The following is a 15944-nucleotide window of genomic DNA, read 5'->3' as shown; positions in this document are numbered from 1 at the left end:
GAGCACCTCGTTGCGCGACATGAGACAGCGCGCCGGACGCGGTCGAACGGGCAGTCGGGCATCGGGTCGAGGTCGATGCGCCACTCGTCGGGGCGTTCGGTGTTGGCCCGGCGCGAGTTCCACGGATGGAACTCGACGGTGGACATCTGCACCGCCCAGATCACGCTGGCGAGTTCGGTGACGCACAGTTCGTCGGCCGTGCGGTTGTAGCGCGGGAAATGCACTCGCACGGTCTCGACCCAGTCGGGCGCGCCGCGCGGCAGCCGCTTCTGGTGCACCTTCTCACCCGCGAGTCCCTCCGGAAAGCGGTGCAGCATGCAGGGTCGTTCGCGCAGAGCCCGGACGATGCCGTCACCGACGGAAAGGTAGTACTGCACGAGATCGAGCTTGGTCAGCCCGGAAGCGGGGAAGTAGACGCGATCCGGGTTCGAGATGCGGACGGTGCGCTCGCCCACCTCGAGCTCGACCGATGGGGGCTTCCCGCGGGTGGCAGCCATGCGCTCAAACTAGCGCGGCGACCCCGGTTTCGGCGCGCGTCAGCCTCGCGCGCGCAGACCGTTGAGGAACGGGCAGCCCATCAGAATCCGGATTGCCTTGGTGAGTTCGGTGAAGTCGGTGACCGGGTCGTTGAACGGCATCCGCACATCACGATCGCCGTCGGCGGTTTCCACGCGCAGCGTCAGGCCGAACCGGTCGAGTGCGAGCGGGCGGACGCGACCACGACGCATTCCGGTGGGCAGGCGCCGGGCGAGCCGCTCGACAACATCGGGGTGGTCGCAGTCGAGATGCTGCAGCCACGGCTTCTCCATCTCGGCGAATGGGTCCGGGTTGGCGCTGCGCAGGGCGTCCGGCTGCACGGATTCGGCACCGGATGTGTCGGCGACGACGGCGGACGCGATCGTCAGGCGCAGCAGCGTCGAGCCGTGGCCGACATCGAGCAGAGACGGATGTGGATGCTCCGCGGCGACCTCGGCGGCGAGGGCGCGCTCGGCCTGGCTGCTCACCGCAGTGACGGTGCCGCGCAGCCACACCAGCGACCGCACCGGTTCGCGCAGCGCGAGCGGCGCTTCGTCGGTCAGCTCGAGCACGGCGGGCAAGCCGGTTCGGCTCGACTGCCACGCCATCGCGGTCGCGGGCGAATCGGTCGGGATCGCGATGACCGCATCGCCGCAGGCCCGCAGGCGATGCAACTGCGTGGGGACCGGATCGCTGCCGGGGATCGCGAGCACCGAACTCTCTGCTCGGGCGCACGCGCTGTGAATGCGCTCGGCAGTGGTCGGTCCATCGGTTGCGATCGAGCGTGTCATCGGGTCTCCCTCGACGCCGGGGTCAGTTAGGTAAACCTAAGCTAAGACATAGACCGGATGCTGGCAAGGGTTTCCTAACAATCCGAGCCGCTCGCTACCGTTGACGCGTGCCGATTCCGCTCACGCTCGGGGTGCCGAACCGCCCGGACGCCCGCCCGCTCGTCGACCGACTGCTCCTGCCGCGGCTCGACGTGCCGGGGCCCGTTCCGGGCGGGGACGCAGACGATTCGCGACTGCTCGGCACGCCCGTCATTCCGCTCGCCGCGATACCCGCCGGCGTCGCGCCCGGCAGCGTGATCGTGGCGGTCGACCTGCACGAACACGACCACGAGAGCGAACTCGTCTTGCCCAGGGGCGTAAGCGTGCACATCGACTGCCCGCCGGACCTGCTGAGCGAAGTGCTCGCGCTGCCCGCCCGCGCCGTGGTCTTCCTCGACGGTCCGGTCGACGTGGCAGCGGTGCGCCGCGTCGTGTCGGCCGGGCGGCGGCCCGGCATCGATCTCGCGGTATCCGGTGTGGAAATCGCCGACTTCCTCGCGGTCCTCGCGCACGCCGACACCGGGTTCGTCGCGCGCGCGTGGACCGGAGCCCAAGCGCTCGCCGGTATCGCCGCGACCGTGGCGGCACTGCGCGGTGACGATGTGCGCACCGCGTTCGCGACCCCCGACGTCGGGGCGCTGGCGCGGCTCAACCCGGCCGCGGCGGAGGCGGTGCGCGACGTGCTCGTCGGCATCGAAGTCACCGATCCGGTCGCCGTCGCCCGCGACCTCGTAGTGCTGTCCTGACCGTTGAGTAATCTCGTAGAGTGCCGCGCATCGCCTACTTCGGTCCCTCGGGGACATTCACCGAGATGGCTCTCGCAGCGATCGAGGCTGCCGGTGCGTTCGAGGGGCAGGTGGAGCGCGTCGTCGCGGTGAGCCAACTCGCGGCGCTCGAGCTCGTGCGCTCGGGTGATGTCGAGGGTGCGGTGGTGCCGATCGAGAGTTCGATCACCGGATCGATCCCGATCACGCTCGATGCGCTGGCGACCGGTTCGCGGCTGCAGATCGTCGCGGAGACGGAACTCGACGTGCGCTTCTCCATCGTCGCTCGCCCGGGGACGACGATGGCCGATGTCCGTACGCTCGCCTCGTATCCCATTGCCACCGATCAGGTTCGCGGCTGGATTGCGGGCACACTGCCCGGCGCGCAGATGGTGATCTCGGCGTCGAATGCGGCCGCGGCCGAGGATGTCGCTGCCGGCGCCGCCGATGCCGGTGTGTCCACCCCGCTCGCCGCAGAGCGGCTCGGGCTGATCGAACTCGCGTCCGGTGTCGCCGATCATGCCGATGCGGTCACCCGGTTCGTGCTGTGCACACCGCCTCGGCGCGCGCCTGCCCGCACCGGCGCCGACCGCACGTCGGTCGTACTCGGATTGCCGAACGAGCCCGGCTCATTGATGCGTGCCTTCGACGAATTCGCCACTCGCGGGATCGATCTCACCCGGATCGAGTCTCGCCCGACGCGCACCGGGCTGGGTACCTACCGGTTCTATCTCGACTGTGTCGGGCATATCGACGACACCGCGGTCGCGGAAGCGCTCAAGGCGCTGCACCGCACGGTGCAGGTGCGCTTCCTCGGGTCGTGGCCGGCGTACTCGGCGTCCGGTTCGCCGCCGCCATCGGACGCGGACGCGGCGGAGTGGTTGGCCGCGCTGCGCAGCGGGGAAGCCGACACGTGAGCGGGAAACTGATCCTGGTGCGGCACGGTGAGACCGAGGCGAATGTCGCGCGTCGCCTCGACACCCGCCTGCCCGGTGCTGCACTGACCCCCAAGGGCGCGCAGCAGGCGCGGACCGTCGGGTCGGTGCTTGCGGCGATGCCGCCGCTGGCGCTGGTGAGTTCGCAGGCGTTGCGGGCCAGGCAGACCGCAACCCATATCGAGTCGGTCACCGGTGTCTCGGCGCAGGCGGTCGACGGCCTGCACGAGGTGCAGGTGGGTGAGCTCGAAGATCGTGACGACGAGCCGTCCCATGAGCTGTTCAAGGATGTCTATCACCGCTGGCACACAGGCGAACTCGGCGCGCGCACGCCCGGTGGTGAGACCGGATACGAGGTGCTCGACCGCTATCTGCCGATCCTCGGTGACCTACGCGCGAAGTACCTCGACGTACCGAGCGACGACGCCGGCGCGGCGCCGAGTCGCGACCTCGTCGTCGTCAGCCATGGTGCGGTGATCCGGTTGGCCGCGGCGCGCCTGTTGGAGCTGCCGTCGGGGTTCGCCTCGAAGAACCATCTCGACAACACCGAGCGCATCGAATTGGTACCGGTGGTCGGTGGTGGCTGGACCTGTGTGCGGTGGGGGCGGTTCGAGCCGCCGTTCGAGTCCGCAGATGTCAGTCCGCTGCCCGACGACCCGATGGGCTGAGCGGCTAGCAGCAGTCGCATTCGTCGCCGGCATCGTCGCGCGTGGCAGTGGCGGTTGTCGAGGCGGTCGGAGCCGGGCAACACGGATCGCCCCGCCAAGCATCGATGCCCTCTCGCACGGCGATGGCGGCAATGAACAGCGCGGCCACGGGATCGGCCCACGACCAACCGAGCAGGCTGTTGGCGAGTAGTCCGGCCAGCAGTACGGCGGACAGATAGGTGCACAGCAGGGTCTGCTTGGAGTCGGCGACCGCCGAGAGCGAACCGAGTTCGCGCCCGGTTCGCCGCTGCGCCAGGGAAAGTATCGGCATGATCACCAAGCTCGCTGTGGCCAGGGCGATCCCGACCGTCGAGGGCTGTGGCTCGGTGGTGCCCAGGAGGGTGCGGACCGAATCGAAGCTCACGTACGCGGCGAGCCCGAAGAAGGAGAACGCGATGATGCGCAGCGCGGTCTTCTCTCGGACCTCGGGATCGGCGGCCGCGAACTGCCAGGCCACTGCGGCGGCGGAGGAAATCTCGATCACCGAGTCCAGGCCGAATCCGATGAGCGCCGTCGATGAGACCCGCGCGCCCTCGGCGAGTGCGACGACCGCCTCGATCACGTTGTAGGTGATGGTCGCGGCGACGAGCCACCGAATACGCCGACCGAGTTCGGCGCGCCGAGCGGCGGACGGTGCTGCGGCAGTGGCCATCAGCAGCAACCGTCGGCCGCCGCCGAGTCGCAATGCGCAGGGTCGACGGCGAGGACGACGTGCAGCAAGTCGTCGAGCGCTCGGGCGAGATTGACGTCCGCGAGTTCGTAGCGGGTCCGCCGGCCCTCGGGAACCGCAACGACGAGCCCGCAACCACGAAGGCAGGCAAGATGATTCGAGATCGACTGGCGCGATACGCCGGCCAATTCGGCCAACTCGGCCGGGTACTGCGGCCCGCTGCGCAGCGCCAGCAGGATCTGGGTGCGGGTCGCGTCGGAGAGCGCGTGCCCGAATCTGCTGAGCACCGAGACCTGCGTGAGCGTTGGGGGCATGGGTCAACGGTACATCGGGTTATGTATCCATAGAAGAGTGAATCCTCGCGTCAACTAAGACCGCCCGGCTTGCTAGCGAATGACGTTGCTGCGCAGCGGATTAGATGGCGATTAGCCGGCTCTCCCGGTAGAGCCCTGTGACCGGTTCGTCTGTGCCGTCGACGTCGAGTTCGACATGGATCAAGCCGTCTTGCGCGCTTGTCACGATCCCGTCGACAAGCCGGTAACCAAAGCGCACCCGGATACGATCTCCCGGCTCTAGTGCCGGGTTGTTGTGCTTACTCACTGGTCACCTCCCGCCTCGTTCCAACCTGATCCCGTCAGGTGCTGCAAGTATCCACCCACCACTTTGTCGAAGCCATAGACAGCGCCGTGGAGCGAACTTCTCCACTTCTTGAACGTTGCCAGACTCAACGGATGTTTGCGTCTGACCTCGGTGATCTTCGTTCCGTGACTGTGCGCCACCGCGTTGCGGACCTGATTGAGGTCGTCAAGCGTCGTGTTCCATTTCGTACCCTTCTTCGGGTATGCGGAATGTACATCGGCCCAAAGGTCATGCCCAGCACACCGAAGTCATTGCCCAGCCCTCCCGGCGAAGCGTTGCCGATGTCCAGCTTCCGCCCGCGTACCAGTGCGCTCAGAACGACGGAAATCTGAGCTCCTCGCCGTGTGCGACTGCTCAGACCCGGCGGTACGGGAAGGGCGATTCCTCGGGTAGGCCGTTCATCAGCGTCTGCAGCGCCTGCCGGATCCGGGTGTCACTGCCCGGGGAAAGGGCTGTCCACTTAGTGCCGTCGAGCGCTTCGCTCGCGGTCGCGAGAAAGCGCCCGTGGTGGGTGTCGAACACGGCGAGGTGGCCGGGTGCCTGCTCGCGCACACCGTCGCCGTACCCGATCCCGACGATCTCCGCGTGCGAGAAACAGTGCAGCATCGCATTGCCGACTGCGGCGGCGTCGTTGGCCGGAGCGCCCAGTTGCTGCAAGTGGTTGCTCGTCCGGTCCGGGTCCCCGGTGTCGTCGAAGATCGGGCTGAGCTGCTCGGTGGGGGCATTGAGCCCGCCGAAGGCGAGCGGTTGTGCCGGACCGAGTGCGGCGACCACAGGACCGGCCGGGTCGCCGGTCAGTTCGCTGATCAGGTAGGACTGCGGTCCACGCAGCGCGAGGACCGACATGTCCGCGCCGCGCGCGACGCAGAGTCGGGAGATCTGTTCGCCGGTGAACAGGCGCAGTGCCACCACCCAGTGCGGGCGACCGAGCACTTGCAGGCGGTCCTCGAGTTCGCGGGTGACCGCGTCGCCGTCGAGCAGCCCGCGGGCATCGAGCGACTCGCGCGCCAATCTCATCGCCGCATCGTGCTCGTCGGCATTGTCGTAGCGGCCGAGCGTGTCGAGGACGACCGGAAGGTCGACGTCCTCCAGCGACTCGAGCAGCCACTGCATCTCGTCCAGGCCCAGCCTGACCGATTCGAGTGAGGACGGCGTGTGGCCGGTGCCGAGATCGATCACCGCGTCGCTCCGGGATCCGCGCCGAGCACGGACGGCACGACCATCCGGCCATCCTCGAAGTGCTCGATGTTGCGCAGGTAGTCGGGAGTTTCGTGCTCGCCCTCGTCGTCGGCACCCGCGGTGCGCGGCATCATCTGACCCATCCCGGAGGTGCGCGCCGCGGCGGGGTCGACGCGACCCGCGCTGTAGGTCTGCTGGCCGCCGTCGGCGCCCGATCCGGCGATGCCGGTGCCCGGGCCCGACGTGGTGCCGCCGACCTGCCCGCCCGCCCAGCCTTCGGGCAGCGCGACCGGCGACAGCCGTGCGGCGTTCATATCGCCGACGCCCGCAGCGCGGGTCGACGTCGCCCCGGCGCCACCGCCACCCGTGCCGAGCCCGCCGAGTCCACCGACCGGGGCGAACGGTCCGCCCGCGGCGCCGGTGCCGCCGCCGGTCAACGCCGACACCGCGGCGTTGCCGATGTTGCTTGCCGCGGAGGCGGTCGTGGAGGCCGCGGTGCTGGCGATCTGTCCGGCCTGGGCGGCGACGGTCTGCACGCCCGGGTTCTGCAGCAGCCCGGTGGCGGCGAGTGAAGCGGCCCGCACCGGATCCCCCTCCACCAGCGCACGCAGCGGATCGGCGTCGTCGCCGGACTGCGCCTGGCCGACGCCGGATGCGATCGAGGGCGCGGGCGGGAAGATGCTCGGAGTGAGGACCGTGGCGGTCGTCGCGGCCTCGTAGGCCTCCATCGTGATTGCCGCGCGGATATCCATCGCGCGATCGGCCACTTCCGCCGCCTCGGCGGTGCCGTTCAGTACGCCGCCGGTGGTGTATGCGGCAGCCTTCGCGGACTTGACCGCGACGATCTCGGGCAGGCTCGGCATCGCGATCGAGGCGACGGTGTAGGCGGTGGCGTTGGCACCGGTCTTGGTGGCCATCACCGCGGCATTCTCCGCGCACCGCTCGGCCCAGACCGCGAACCCGGCGAGCTTGCCGCCTGCGATGACACCGTTGACACCTTGCATACCCACGGCGAGCTCGGCGATGACTCGGGCCGCTGTGAACGTGGCATCGGCGTACGCGGCCGAGATCGCCGTCCAGGCCCCGCTTGCCGCCGAGATCGGCACCGCGTGCGCGCCGGCGTTGAGCGTCGTCGAATTGACCGCCGCCATCCGGGGCAGCCAGAAGACGCCCGTGATGCCCAGAGTCATGAGTTCTCCCCCGTAGTGGTTGGTGCGATGCCGGTGGGCGTCCCGATCAGACCGGGATCGTGCCGATGGTGGCCGCGTTGGCCAGGTCCTGGCCGAGGTACTGCGCCACGTGGGTCCGCAGCGTGTTGGCGGCGTTGCGCAGTTCGAGGATGCCCTTGCCGAGTGCCTGATCCTGCAGGGTCGCGACCTGGTTGAAGTGCGTGGCAGCCAGGATCGAGACCTCTTCGGTCCCGGACGGGATCACGTGGGTCGCGGGGCCGGTGGTTGCCGCGACGCCGGCCAGGCGGTCGGCCAGCAGGTCGAGTTCCGCGGCGGCGGCGAGGACGATCTCGGGGACGACGAGAACGTGAGTCATATTCGAACTCCTTCGTGGGACCGGATGTCTCGAGACCGTGCGGCGCGGAGTCGGGAGCGTCAGCGCCCGAAAATCCCCTCGACAAGTTCGACGCGGTGCGACCGGCGAAGGTTCCGTGCCGCGCGAAATAAATCGGCGCGGCTCCGCCTCAGCCCCAGCCGAGCTCGTGCAGCCGCTCCTCCTCGATACCGAAATAGTGCGCGACCTCGTGAATCACCGTGATCGCCACCTCCTCGACCACCTCGGCCTCGCTGTTGCAGATGGCCAGCAGAGGTTCCCGATAGATGGTGATCGTGTCCGGCAGCGAGCCGCCGTAGTGACTGTCCCGCTCGGTGAGTGCGATGCCGTGATAGAGCCCGAGAAGCCCCGGTTCCTCCGGATTGTTCGGCTCCACCAGCACGACGACGTTGTCGATCGCGTGGGTCAGCTGTTCGGGTATGAGATCGAGCGCATCGCCGACCAGCTCGTCGAAGCGCTCGTCGCTCATCGTGACCGGCACGGCGTCAGCCCGGTGGGAGCGGCGCGGGCGCGGCGCCCGGCAGCGGCGTCGGAACCGATCGACCGTCCGGAACCGCGGGTGGCGGAACCGGCGGCTGCCCGTCGATGAGGATGTCGCCCTTGGCCGAACCCTGGATCGGCGCGAAGCCGACGTCGGCACCCTTACCCACCGAGCAGTTCACCCGGCGACTGCCGGCCAACCAGCTCGTCGCGTCGAACTGTCCCCAGAACAGTGTCAACGTCTTGTTGCGCAGCGCGTCGGGGGAGCCGAGGTATGCGGTGGAGGCCTGCGTACAGGCGGGCTCGATGAATTTGTCCTGGTCCTCGACCGAGGGCGGGCCGGCGGGAAACTGCGCGGCCAGGTCGACGATCCCGACGGTCTCGAAGGCATGCGGCTGGGGGCAGTCCACCGGATCGGCAGGCAGATTCTGGTTGATCCCCACACAGACACCGGGCTCCAGCACATCGGATTGGTCCTGCTCGGCGACCGTGCCGATGATCGGCCGCAGCGCACCGGAGCTGCCCGAGTACTGCAGCCCGCAGCGCAGCGTGCGCTCGTTGGACGCCCAGCCCGCGTCACCCGGATTGATCAGGCCGACGCTGAACTTGCCACTCGGGTCGAACTTCGCGCCGAGGTAGTTCTCCACCGCGGGGGTGCACAGCTGATCCTTCAGTTCGGCGAAGCGCAGCACACCGGGAAACTTCGAACCGGGGCCGAATTCGGCGCCGGGGTACGTGCTCAGATCGATCTCCGCGGCGACCTCGAACAGATGCTCGCCGCCGCAGTCGACCTTGCTCAGGTCGCTGGCATCCGACTTCGACCAGGTCAGGCAGTCACCGGGTCGCGCGGTGCCGAACGCCTCGCCCGCCGCCGCACCGGTGGCCGCGGCCTGCCCCGGCTGGCGGGTCTGCAGGTTGGAATCGTTGCTGAATCCGCCGGTCAGGAAGATGGTGACCACCGCGGCCGCGACCGCGCCGAACGCGATCACGGCGAGCGCGCGACGGGTCGTCGACGCGGAAAAGTGCAGGCGGTGACTACTTTCGCCGGCTGGCTCGGGATTCCGTCCGCCGCCCGGCTCGGGTGCCGGATCGGTTCCGTTCGGTTCCGATCCGGCCCGGTCGCGCGACGGACCGAGACCCGCGAGGCTTGCGCGCAGCTTCGCGAGTGGATTGCGTTTGGTTGGCATTTCTTCCTCGGGCATCGCGGTCCATAATGCCCAATCCCCGCGGGCGCGGAAGCCGCGAGGCAGGAACCGGGACGCGGGAGCCCGGCGGCGTCGGTAGTTTGGGCCGCGATGAGCGAAGACGTGCACGAACTCGCGGGTCGCCTTTTCACGATGGCGAGGGAGGGCGACGCGACCACCCTCGAGGCCTACCTCGACGCCGGTGTGCCGGTGAACCTGTCCAACGAGAAGGGCGACACGCTGCTCATGCTCGGCGCCTATCACGGGCACGCCGAAGTGGTCCGTTTGCTGGTGGGCCGGGATGCCGATGTCGATCGCGTCAACGATCGCGGACAGACCCCGTTGGCAGGCGCGGTCTTCAAGGGCGAGGACGAGATCGTCGCCGTGCTGATCGAGGCGGGCGCGGATCCCGCCGCGGGCAAGCCGAATGCACTGGACACCGCGCGGATGTTCGGCCGCGAGGAGTACTTCCCCGCCGGGTGAGGCGTCGACCGGCCGACTCGGCGCACCAAGTAGGGTTTTCAAGCGTGATCGACCTCAAGTTTCTGCGTGACCAGCCCGATGTGGTGCGTGCATCGCAGACCGCGCGCGGCGAGGATCCCGCGCTGGTCGATGTCCTGCTCGACGCCGATGTGACGCGCCGCTCCGCGGTCGCGACCGCCGATGGGCTGCGGGCCGAGCACAAGGCGCTCGGCAAACAGGTCGGCAAGGCGTCCGCCGAGGACCGCCCCGCACTGCTCGCCCAGGCGCAGGAACTCGCGGCGAAGGTGAAGGAAGCCGAGGCGCTGCAGCACAGCTCCGACGCAGCGCTGGACGCCGCGCACCGGGCGATCTCCAACGTGATTGCGCCCGAGGTGCCGCCCGGCGGCGAGGACGACTTCCGGCTGCTCGACACCGTCGGCGAGCCACGGACCTTCGACTTCGAGCCGAAGGACCATCTTGCACTCGGCGAGTCGCTCGGCTTGATCGACATGGAACGCGGCGCGAAGGTCGCCGGCGCCCGGTTCTACTTCCTCACCGGCTACGGCGCGATGCTGCAACTGGCGATGCTGCAGCTCGCTGCGCAGAAGGCGATGGCGAACGGGTTTCAGATGATGATCCCGCCGGTGCTGGTGCGGCCGGAGGTGATGGCCGGGACCGGGTTCCTCGGCGCGCACGCCGACGAGGTGTACAAGCTCGCCGACGAGGACCTGTACCTGGTGGGCACGTCCGAGGTACCGCTGGCCGGCTACCACTCCGGGGAAATCCTCGATCTGAGCAAGGGGCCGCGTCGCTATGCCGGCTGGTCGTCGTGCTTCCGGCGCGAGGCGGGCAGCTACGGCAAGGACACCCGCGGCATCATCCGCGTGCATCAGTTCGACAAGGTCGAGATGTTCGTCTACTGCCGTCCGGAGGACGCCGACGCAGAACATCGGCGGCTGCTCGATTGGGAGCGGGAAATGCTCACGGCGATCGAGGTGCCCTACCGGGTGATCGACATCGCGGCCGGTGACCTGGGCTCGTCGGCGGTGCGCAAGTTCGACTGCGAGGCGTGGGTGCCAACACAGGAGCGCTACCGCGAGCTGACGTCCACCTCGAACTGCACCACGTTCCAGGCGCGGCGATTGGCCATCCGGTACCGCGACGAGAACGGCAAGCCGCAGATGGCCGCGACGTTGAACGGCACGCTGGCGACCACCCGATGGCTGGTTGCGATCCTGGAGAACCACCAGCAGGCCGACGGTTCGGTGCGGGTGCCCGCCGCGTTGGCGCCGCTCGTCGGGACCGACGTGCTGCGCCCGCCGAACTAGCGCGAAATTCGCTTGACGCGGCTGCGCGTGGGTCGCAGAGTTGAGCCATGTTCGCCCGCGCCCCGAATTGAACCGATTCCGATCGATCCCTTGCGCTGCGTGCCGTCGCCTATCGAGGCGCCGGTGAGTTCATTCCGTTCTACGCGCTGTACGCGCTGCTGTTCGCCGACCATGGCCTGAACACGGCGCAGATTTCCGCCCTGCTCGCCGTCTGGTCGCTCACCGCGTTCGTGCTGGAGGTCCCGTCCGGGGCGTGGGCCGACCTCGTGTCGCGGCGGCTGCTGCTCGTGATGGCCGGGGTGCTGACCGCGGTCGGATTCGCATGCTGGTCGATCTTTCCCGGCTTCATCGGTTTCGCCGCGGGATTCCTGCTGTGGGGTGTCGGTGGCGCGCTGCAGTCCGGCACGTTCGAGGCGTTGCTCTACGACGAACTCGACGCCCGCGGCGCGGCGGGCGACTACGCCCGCATATTGGGCTACGCGACGGCTGCCGCGGAGTTGTCCGCGCTGCTGGCGATCCTGGCGGCGGCGCCGTTGTTCGATTGGGGCGGTTACGCGCTGGTTGGGTGGAGCAGCGTGGCCGCCGCCCTCGTGCAGGTGGCATTGGCGTCCACGCTCCCAGCTGCGCCCAAGGTCGCCGAGCCGCTGACTGCGCGCCGCACACCGCTGGCGGGCTATCTGGCCATGCTGCGCAGCGGCGTCGGCGAGGCGATGCGCCATGGCGTGGTGCGGCGCGGGGTGCTGCTCGCCGCGTTGCTCTACGGCCTGACCGCGATCGACGAGTATTTCGGACTGCTCGCCCACGATGCGGGCGCGGCGACCGGAACCGTGCCGCTGCTGGTCGGACTGACCGTCGCCGGCTCCCTGATCGGCAGCACCCTGGCCGCGCGGACCTCGGGGATGCGGGCGCGCGCGATGGCCGCCGCGTTGATCGTCGCCGGCCTCGCACTCGCCGTCGGGGCGCTGATCGGGGGTCCCGGTCTGTTCGGGGCGGCCGGTTTCGCCGCGATCGGCGTCGGCTACGGCATCGTCATGAACGCCACGGTGGTGACCGAGGCGCGACTGCAGGACGCGATCACCGGCCCCGCCCGCGCCACGGTCACCTCGGCGGCCGGGCTGTTGTCCGAGCTGGTGTCGCTGGCGATCTTCGCAGCTGTCGCGGTGCTGACGGCGGTCCTGCCCATCTCCGCGACGCTGGCACTGCTCGCCACTCCGGTGCTGCTGTCCGGCTTCCTCGCGCTGCGCTGGCTACCGCGTGCCCGGGCGATCGTCGCCGAAGACGGCACTACCCGGGCAACCGAAGATCGGCTGCCCGGGTAGCGGGGGTGGGTCAGCGCTGGACGTAGCGACGGTTCGACGCGTCCCAGCGCGGGGCGTTCAGCGTCACGAGGGTGAGCCGGTCGAAGGCCTGCGCGAATTTACGTACGGAAGTAATCAATGGGATTCGTACTCCTGGGTCGAGGCTGGTAGAGCGTGCCTCGTTGCACACATCAGTACTGCACCAACGCTAGCGAGGCTGCGCGGAGACGGCAAAGGTTTGCGGGGTTGAACTCGGCACAGCTTCCTGAACACGTGACGAGCGACACTGCTGTGCGAACCGCCAGATCATCGCGGGTCCGCCCGATACATTCGTTACGAAAGTGTCGAATCGACCGGAAAGCCGCGATGTGACGAGTCCGACCAGCGGGGGCATGAGCCCCGGCGAGCGCCGCCTGCTGGTGCTGTGGGTCGTGATCGCAGTGCTCGCGGTCGCTGGTGCGGCGGTGGTGATTGCCGTGCGTTTTGCGGGCGGTTCGGACTCGTCGGATGCGCTGTCGACGGCAACGGGCTCGATGACACCGTCGACGGCCGGGGCGGATTTCCCGGAGACCGGGGTCCCGCTCACCGCGGAGGACATCCCCCCAGCGCCCGTTCCGGTACCGCCGACGGTCGTGCCGCTGAGTAGTTCCACGCGCGCGAGCGCGGTGTCCGGCTTGCTGCCAATCGTTCCCGGCGCGGCCCAGCCCGTGAACGCAACGGCAGCCAATCCGCTTACCACCGTGGGTGTTTCGCTCTCCCGGCAGGCGTGCAAGCTACCCGGCTGGGGGGAGGACGCGGCTGCGGAGACGACGTTCCTGCAAGCCGCACTCGGCTGTCTGGACACGGCGTGGCGCCCGATCCTGGAGCGATTGAAGCTGCCGTTCGCACCCGCCTCCGTGGTGGTCACCGAGACCGTCACCGGCGGCCAGTGCAGCGCGGTACCTGCCCAGAGCAGCTTCTACTGTGACGGCACCATCTATCTGGTGCCGGCCAGCTACCGGAACACGACCACCGGTGCGCGTGGGGTGCCGGCCGCGGCGATGGGCATGCTGGCGCACGAGTATGGCCATCACCTGCAACGACTCAGCGGCACGCTGGCGGCGTCGGTGGAGCAGATGAACGCGGCCGGGCGGGGGACACCGGAGGGACTTGAGCTTTCGCGCCGCGCAGAGCTGCAGGCGCAGTGCCTATCCGGGATGTTTTTTGGCGTCACATTCGATCCGCCGAGTGTGGCGCTGGCCCAGCAGGACAATTACACCCGGGGGGACCAGCCGGGTGGCGCGCAGTCGCACGGCACCCCGCAGAGTTGGGGCGACTGGTTCACCAAAGGGCTGCAACGCAATTCGCTCGACGTCTGCAACACGTGGGTGGCGCTGCCGAACGCGGTGAGCTGAGCCGGTGCGTCGGCGTGCCGGCCTCGCGCTGGCCTTTCTGGTTGGCGTGCTCGTCGCGACGCAGGCCCGCGTCAACGGTGAACTGGGCGATCGACTCGGCAGCGCAGTACTGGCGGCGCTGGTCAGTTTTGCCGGCGGATTGGCGCTGCTCTGCGCCGCAGTGGTTTCGGTGCCATCGCTGCGAAAGCGAATGAGTGCGGTGCGCGGCGCGGTCCGTGACCACAGCCTGCCGCGCTGGCAACTCGCCGGCGGATTGTGCGGTGCAGGGCTGGTCACCTGCCAGGGCCTGACGGTGGCGTCGCTCGGCGTCGCAGCATTCACCGTCGCAGTCGTCGGCGGGCAGGTGCTGGGCAGTCTGTGGGTGGATCGGAGTGGGCTGGCGCCCTCGGGCGCGACCCCGATCACGGTGACTCGGCTGCTGGGGGCGGGGATCGCGGTGGCTGCGGTGGCGGTCGCGGGGGTGGGCGAATGGCGGACCGACGAGGGCTCGCTGTGGATGGCGGTGCTCGCGGCAATTGCCGGTGGCAGCCTGGCCTGGCAGCAGGCGGTCAACGGAAGGGTCGGGACGGTCGGCGGCCCCATCGTCGCCGCGTGGGTCAACTTCGCCGCAGGTACAGCCGCATTGGTACTGGTCACGGGCGTGGTCGTGGCGTTGCGCGGGGTGCCGGGCGACTGGCCCAGCACGCCGTGGCTCTACCTCGGTGGCGCGCTCGGCGTAGTGCTCATCGCGGCGGGCGTGCTGGCGGTCCGCTGGATCGGGGTGCTGCTGCTCGGTCTGGCATCGGTCGCCGGCCAGTTGGTGGGCGCCGTCGCGCTCGACGCCGTGACCCCGACTGGCGCGGGGTTGTCCGCCACCGCCGTGGTGGCCTGCGTGCTCACGGTTTTCGCCGTTGCGCTGGCGGCTCGGTCGCGTTAGAGGTGGTCGGGGAGGACCGGGGTGATGATGTCGAGGACTCTTTCGGCTTCGGCGCAGGCTTGGTCGATGGTGGTGATATCGCCGGGAAGTGGACCCATGGCCGGCGGGGTGTAACCGACGCGGATCTGCAACGTGCCCGGCGGGATGTCGATGCTGATGATGCAAAGGTTCGTGGCTTCGGACGCGTCTCCGATCGAGACGTCGCGTCCGGCGACGGTGCGATGTTCGCGCTCGACGAGCCGCTTGTCGGCCACGACCGCATCGTATGGCTTGCCGACGACGTGAATGCTTGGCGAATGGTTTGGGTCGTGGTGGACGAAGTAGCAAACCAGTTCAGGGGTTGGTGAAGTGCCGTCATGGCGTTCCGGCGAGGTGTATTCGCTGCCTGCCATGGCGGCCGTGAATTGTTCGCAGGGGTCCACACTCACTGGAACGGTGGTGGCGGTTGTGATCGAGGCCGTGGCGGTGTCACCGTCATCGGAGCACCCTGAGGCGACTACGGCTAGCGCGCCGATGGCAATGACAGCTCGGATCGCCGGCGCTGCGGATTGCTTCACGTGTCGGCCTCTACGTTCCCAAGAGTGGTGGCGGTTGCCGCGTCGGTGGCGAGGTACGCGTTGCGCGCCGCTTGCAGGGCGTCGCGAAAATCGGTGACCCAGGTGATCAGCGCTCGAATGTAGCCGACGGCGGAGCTCTGCTCGGGGATGCTGCCTCCGCCGCGTGCCTTGTGCTGGTATTTCGTGAGGAGCTGCTGGGCTGGCTCGAAGCCGTTCTCGCCGATTCCGAGCGAGTCGACCCACAGCTCATTGTGTGCCCGCTGCTGTAACACGCGGAGCGCGTCAATGTGCTTGTCGCAGTTGGCAATAACCTCCTGCAACCCGTCCGGGTCCATCGTCAGGTCCTGCCCCGACTCGATGTACTGGTCGATGGTTCGCTTCAACGCCGGCGCAGGAGCGACCGGCGGCGTCGCGGTGCCGGCCGAGAGCAGACCCTCGAGGGTGGTCGGGGTGGACGGTGCCGAGGTGGTCAGCGAGGTCAGATAGTCATCGACAGTGCCGGGAGTGCTCATCGCGCGCCTG

General features: G+C 68.9%; 19 protein-coding genes and 1 pseudogene. 8 read left to right on the top strand and 12 right to left on the bottom strand.

Annotated features, from left to right (window positions below):
* Window positions 1-497, bottom strand: a pseudogene (locus OG921_RS03700) (ATP-dependent DNA ligase); the annotation flags it as partial.
* A 39-nt stretch (window positions 498-536) separates the two neighbouring features.
* Complete coding sequence (locus OG921_RS03695; RefSeq protein ID WP_266110981.1) at window positions 537-1307, bottom strand: DUF2470 domain-containing protein; 771 nt, start codon at window positions 1305-1307, stop codon at window positions 537-539.
* Between the two features lie 107 nt (window positions 1308-1414).
* On the opposite strand from OG921_RS03695, the gene OG921_RS03690 reads away from it, so the two are divergent.
* The 3 genes from OG921_RS03690 to OG921_RS03680 are packed head-to-tail and all read left to right on the top strand — an operon-like array spanning window position 1415 to window position 3713.
* Complete coding sequence (locus OG921_RS03690) at window positions 1415-2092, top strand: hypothetical protein (protein WP_266110979.1); 678 nt, start codon at window positions 1415-1417, stop codon at window positions 2090-2092.
* Between the two features lie 20 nt (window positions 2093-2112).
* Complete coding sequence (gene pheA, locus OG921_RS03685; protein ID WP_266110977.1) at window positions 2113-3027, top strand: prephenate dehydratase; 915 nt, start codon at window positions 2113-2115, stop codon at window positions 3025-3027.
* Window positions 3024-3713 carry a histidine phosphatase family protein gene (locus OG921_RS03680; protein ID WP_266110975.1) on the top strand — a complete coding sequence of 230 codons (690 nt, stop codon included), beginning with the start codon at window positions 3024-3026 and terminating at the stop codon, window positions 3711-3713. Before pheA ends, OG921_RS03680 begins: the two co-directional genes overlap by 4 nt.
* Before the next feature lie 4 nt (window positions 3714-3717).
* Here the strand turns inward: OG921_RS03680 and OG921_RS03675 are convergent, their stop codons facing one another.
* The 8 genes from OG921_RS03675 to OG921_RS03640 all read right to left on the bottom strand — a co-directional run bounded on the left by OG921_RS03675 (window position 3718) and on the right by OG921_RS03640 (window position 9470).
* Window positions 3718-4404: a cation transporter gene (locus OG921_RS03675; protein ID WP_266110974.1), complete on the bottom strand. Its 687-nt coding sequence runs from the start codon at window positions 4402-4404 to the stop codon at window positions 3718-3720.
* Window positions 4404-4736, bottom strand: coding sequence for a helix-turn-helix transcriptional regulator (locus OG921_RS03670; protein ID WP_266110973.1), 333 nt, complete (start codon window positions 4734-4736; stop codon window positions 4404-4406). Before OG921_RS03670 ends, OG921_RS03675 begins: the two co-directional genes overlap by 1 nt.
* A gap of 100 nt (window positions 4737-4836) precedes the next feature.
* Complete coding sequence (locus tag OG921_RS03665; protein WP_266110972.1) at window positions 4837-5022, bottom strand: hypothetical protein; 186 nt, start codon at window positions 5020-5022, stop codon at window positions 4837-4839.
* A gap of 393 nt (window positions 5023-5415) precedes the next feature.
* Window positions 5416-6240, bottom strand: coding sequence for an ESX secretion-associated protein EspG (locus tag OG921_RS03660; protein ID WP_266110971.1), 825 nt, complete (start codon window positions 6238-6240; stop codon window positions 5416-5418).
* Window positions 6237-7430 (bottom strand): PPE domain-containing protein, encoded by a 1194-nt coding sequence (locus tag OG921_RS03655; RefSeq protein WP_266110970.1) that lies wholly within the window; start codon window positions 7428-7430, stop codon window positions 6237-6239. Before OG921_RS03655 ends, OG921_RS03660 begins: the two co-directional genes overlap by 4 nt.
* A gap of 46 nt (window positions 7431-7476) precedes the next feature.
* Entirely contained in the window at window positions 7477-7785 is a 309-nt protein-coding gene (locus OG921_RS03650) for a PE family protein (protein ID WP_266110969.1), read from the bottom strand.
* A 148-nt stretch (window positions 7786-7933) separates the two neighbouring features.
* The gene (locus OG921_RS03645; RefSeq protein WP_266110968.1) at window positions 7934-8284 is read right to left on the bottom strand and encodes a metallopeptidase family protein; all 351 of its coding nucleotides are present in this window, start codon (window positions 8282-8284) and stop codon (window positions 7934-7936) included.
* A gap of 4 nt (window positions 8285-8288) precedes the next feature.
* On the bottom strand, window positions 8289-9470 hold the full coding sequence (locus OG921_RS03640) for a septum formation family protein (protein WP_266110966.1): 1182 nt from the start codon (window positions 9468-9470) through the stop codon (window positions 8289-8291).
* A gap of 108 nt (window positions 9471-9578) precedes the next feature.
* Between OG921_RS03640 and OG921_RS03635 the strand changes: the two genes are divergently transcribed.
* The 5 genes from OG921_RS03635 (at window position 9579) to OG921_RS03615 (ending at window position 14865) form a co-directional block, all read left to right on the top strand.
* Window positions 9579-9950 carry an ankyrin repeat domain-containing protein gene (locus OG921_RS03635; protein ID WP_266110964.1) on the top strand — a complete coding sequence of 124 codons (372 nt, stop codon included), beginning with the start codon at window positions 9579-9581 and terminating at the stop codon, window positions 9948-9950.
* 44 nt (window positions 9951-9994) lie between these two features.
* Window positions 9995-11257, top strand: coding sequence for a serine--tRNA ligase (gene serS / locus OG921_RS03630; RefSeq protein WP_266110962.1), 1263 nt, complete (start codon window positions 9995-9997; stop codon window positions 11255-11257).
* A gap of 95 nt (window positions 11258-11352) precedes the next feature.
* On the top strand, window positions 11353-12576 hold the full coding sequence (locus tag OG921_RS03625) for an MFS transporter (protein ID WP_266111057.1): 1224 nt from the start codon (window positions 11353-11355) through the stop codon (window positions 12574-12576).
* Window positions 12577-12923: 347 nt separating this feature from the next.
* Window positions 12924-13949 (top strand): neutral zinc metallopeptidase, encoded by a 1026-nt coding sequence (locus tag OG921_RS03620; RefSeq protein ID WP_266110961.1) that lies wholly within the window; start codon window positions 12924-12926, stop codon window positions 13947-13949.
* Between the two features lie 4 nt (window positions 13950-13953).
* Window positions 13954-14865: a DMT family transporter gene (locus OG921_RS03615; protein WP_266110960.1), complete on the top strand. Its 912-nt coding sequence runs from the start codon at window positions 13954-13956 to the stop codon at window positions 14863-14865.
* On the opposite strand, the gene OG921_RS03610 is transcribed toward OG921_RS03615, so the two are convergent.
* Both OG921_RS03610 and OG921_RS03605 read right to left on the bottom strand, forming a co-directional pair.
* Complete coding sequence (locus tag OG921_RS03610; protein WP_266110958.1) at window positions 14862-15422, bottom strand: DUF3558 family protein; 561 nt, start codon at window positions 15420-15422, stop codon at window positions 14862-14864. The two genes, OG921_RS03615 and OG921_RS03610, sit on opposite strands and share 4 nt — an antisense overlap.
* Entirely contained in the window at window positions 15419-15934 is a 516-nt protein-coding gene (locus OG921_RS03605; RefSeq protein ID WP_266110956.1) for a hypothetical protein, read from the bottom strand. Before OG921_RS03605 ends, OG921_RS03610 begins: the two co-directional genes overlap by 4 nt.
* Between the last annotated feature and the right edge of the window lie 10 nt (window positions 15935-15944).

Origin of the sequence: Aldersonia sp. NBC_00410, assembly GCF_026342035.1 — a bacterium.
Lineage (GTDB): Bacteria > Actinomycetota > Actinomycetes > Mycobacteriales > Mycobacteriaceae > Aldersonia.
This window is presented reverse-complemented; position numbering and strand designations above follow the sequence as displayed.

What these genes read in the sequence shown, in the direction of transcription:
- OG921_RS03695 (WP_266110981.1), bottom strand. Translation starts at nt 1,307, where the DNA reads ATGACACGCTCGATCGCAACCGATGGACCGACCACTGCCGAGCGCATT.
- OG921_RS03655 (WP_266110970.1), bottom strand. Translation starts at nt 7,430, where the DNA reads ATGACTCTGGGCATCACGGGCGTCTTCTGGCTGCCCCGGATGGCGGCG.
- OG921_RS03670 (WP_266110973.1), bottom strand. Translation starts at nt 4,736, where the DNA reads ATGCCCCCAACGCTCACGCAGGTCTCGGTGCTCAGCAGATTCGGGCAC.
- OG921_RS03640 (WP_266110966.1), bottom strand. Translation starts at nt 9,470, where the DNA reads ATGCCAACCAAACGCAATCCACTCGCGAAGCTGCGCGCAAGCCTCGCG.
- OG921_RS03605 (WP_266110956.1), bottom strand. Translation starts at nt 15,934, where the DNA reads ATGAGCACTCCCGGCACTGTCGATGACTATCTGACCTCGCTGACCACC.
- OG921_RS03675 (WP_266110974.1), bottom strand. Translation starts at nt 4,404, where the DNA reads ATGGCCACTGCCGCAGCACCGTCCGCCGCTCGGCGCGCCGAACTCGGT.
- OG921_RS03650 (WP_266110969.1), bottom strand. Translation starts at nt 7,785, where the DNA reads ATGACTCACGTTCTCGTCGTCCCCGAGATCGTCCTCGCCGCCGCCGCG.
- OG921_RS03635 (WP_266110964.1), top strand. Translation starts at nt 9,579, where the DNA reads ATGAGCGAAGACGTGCACGAACTCGCGGGTCGCCTTTTCACGATGGCG.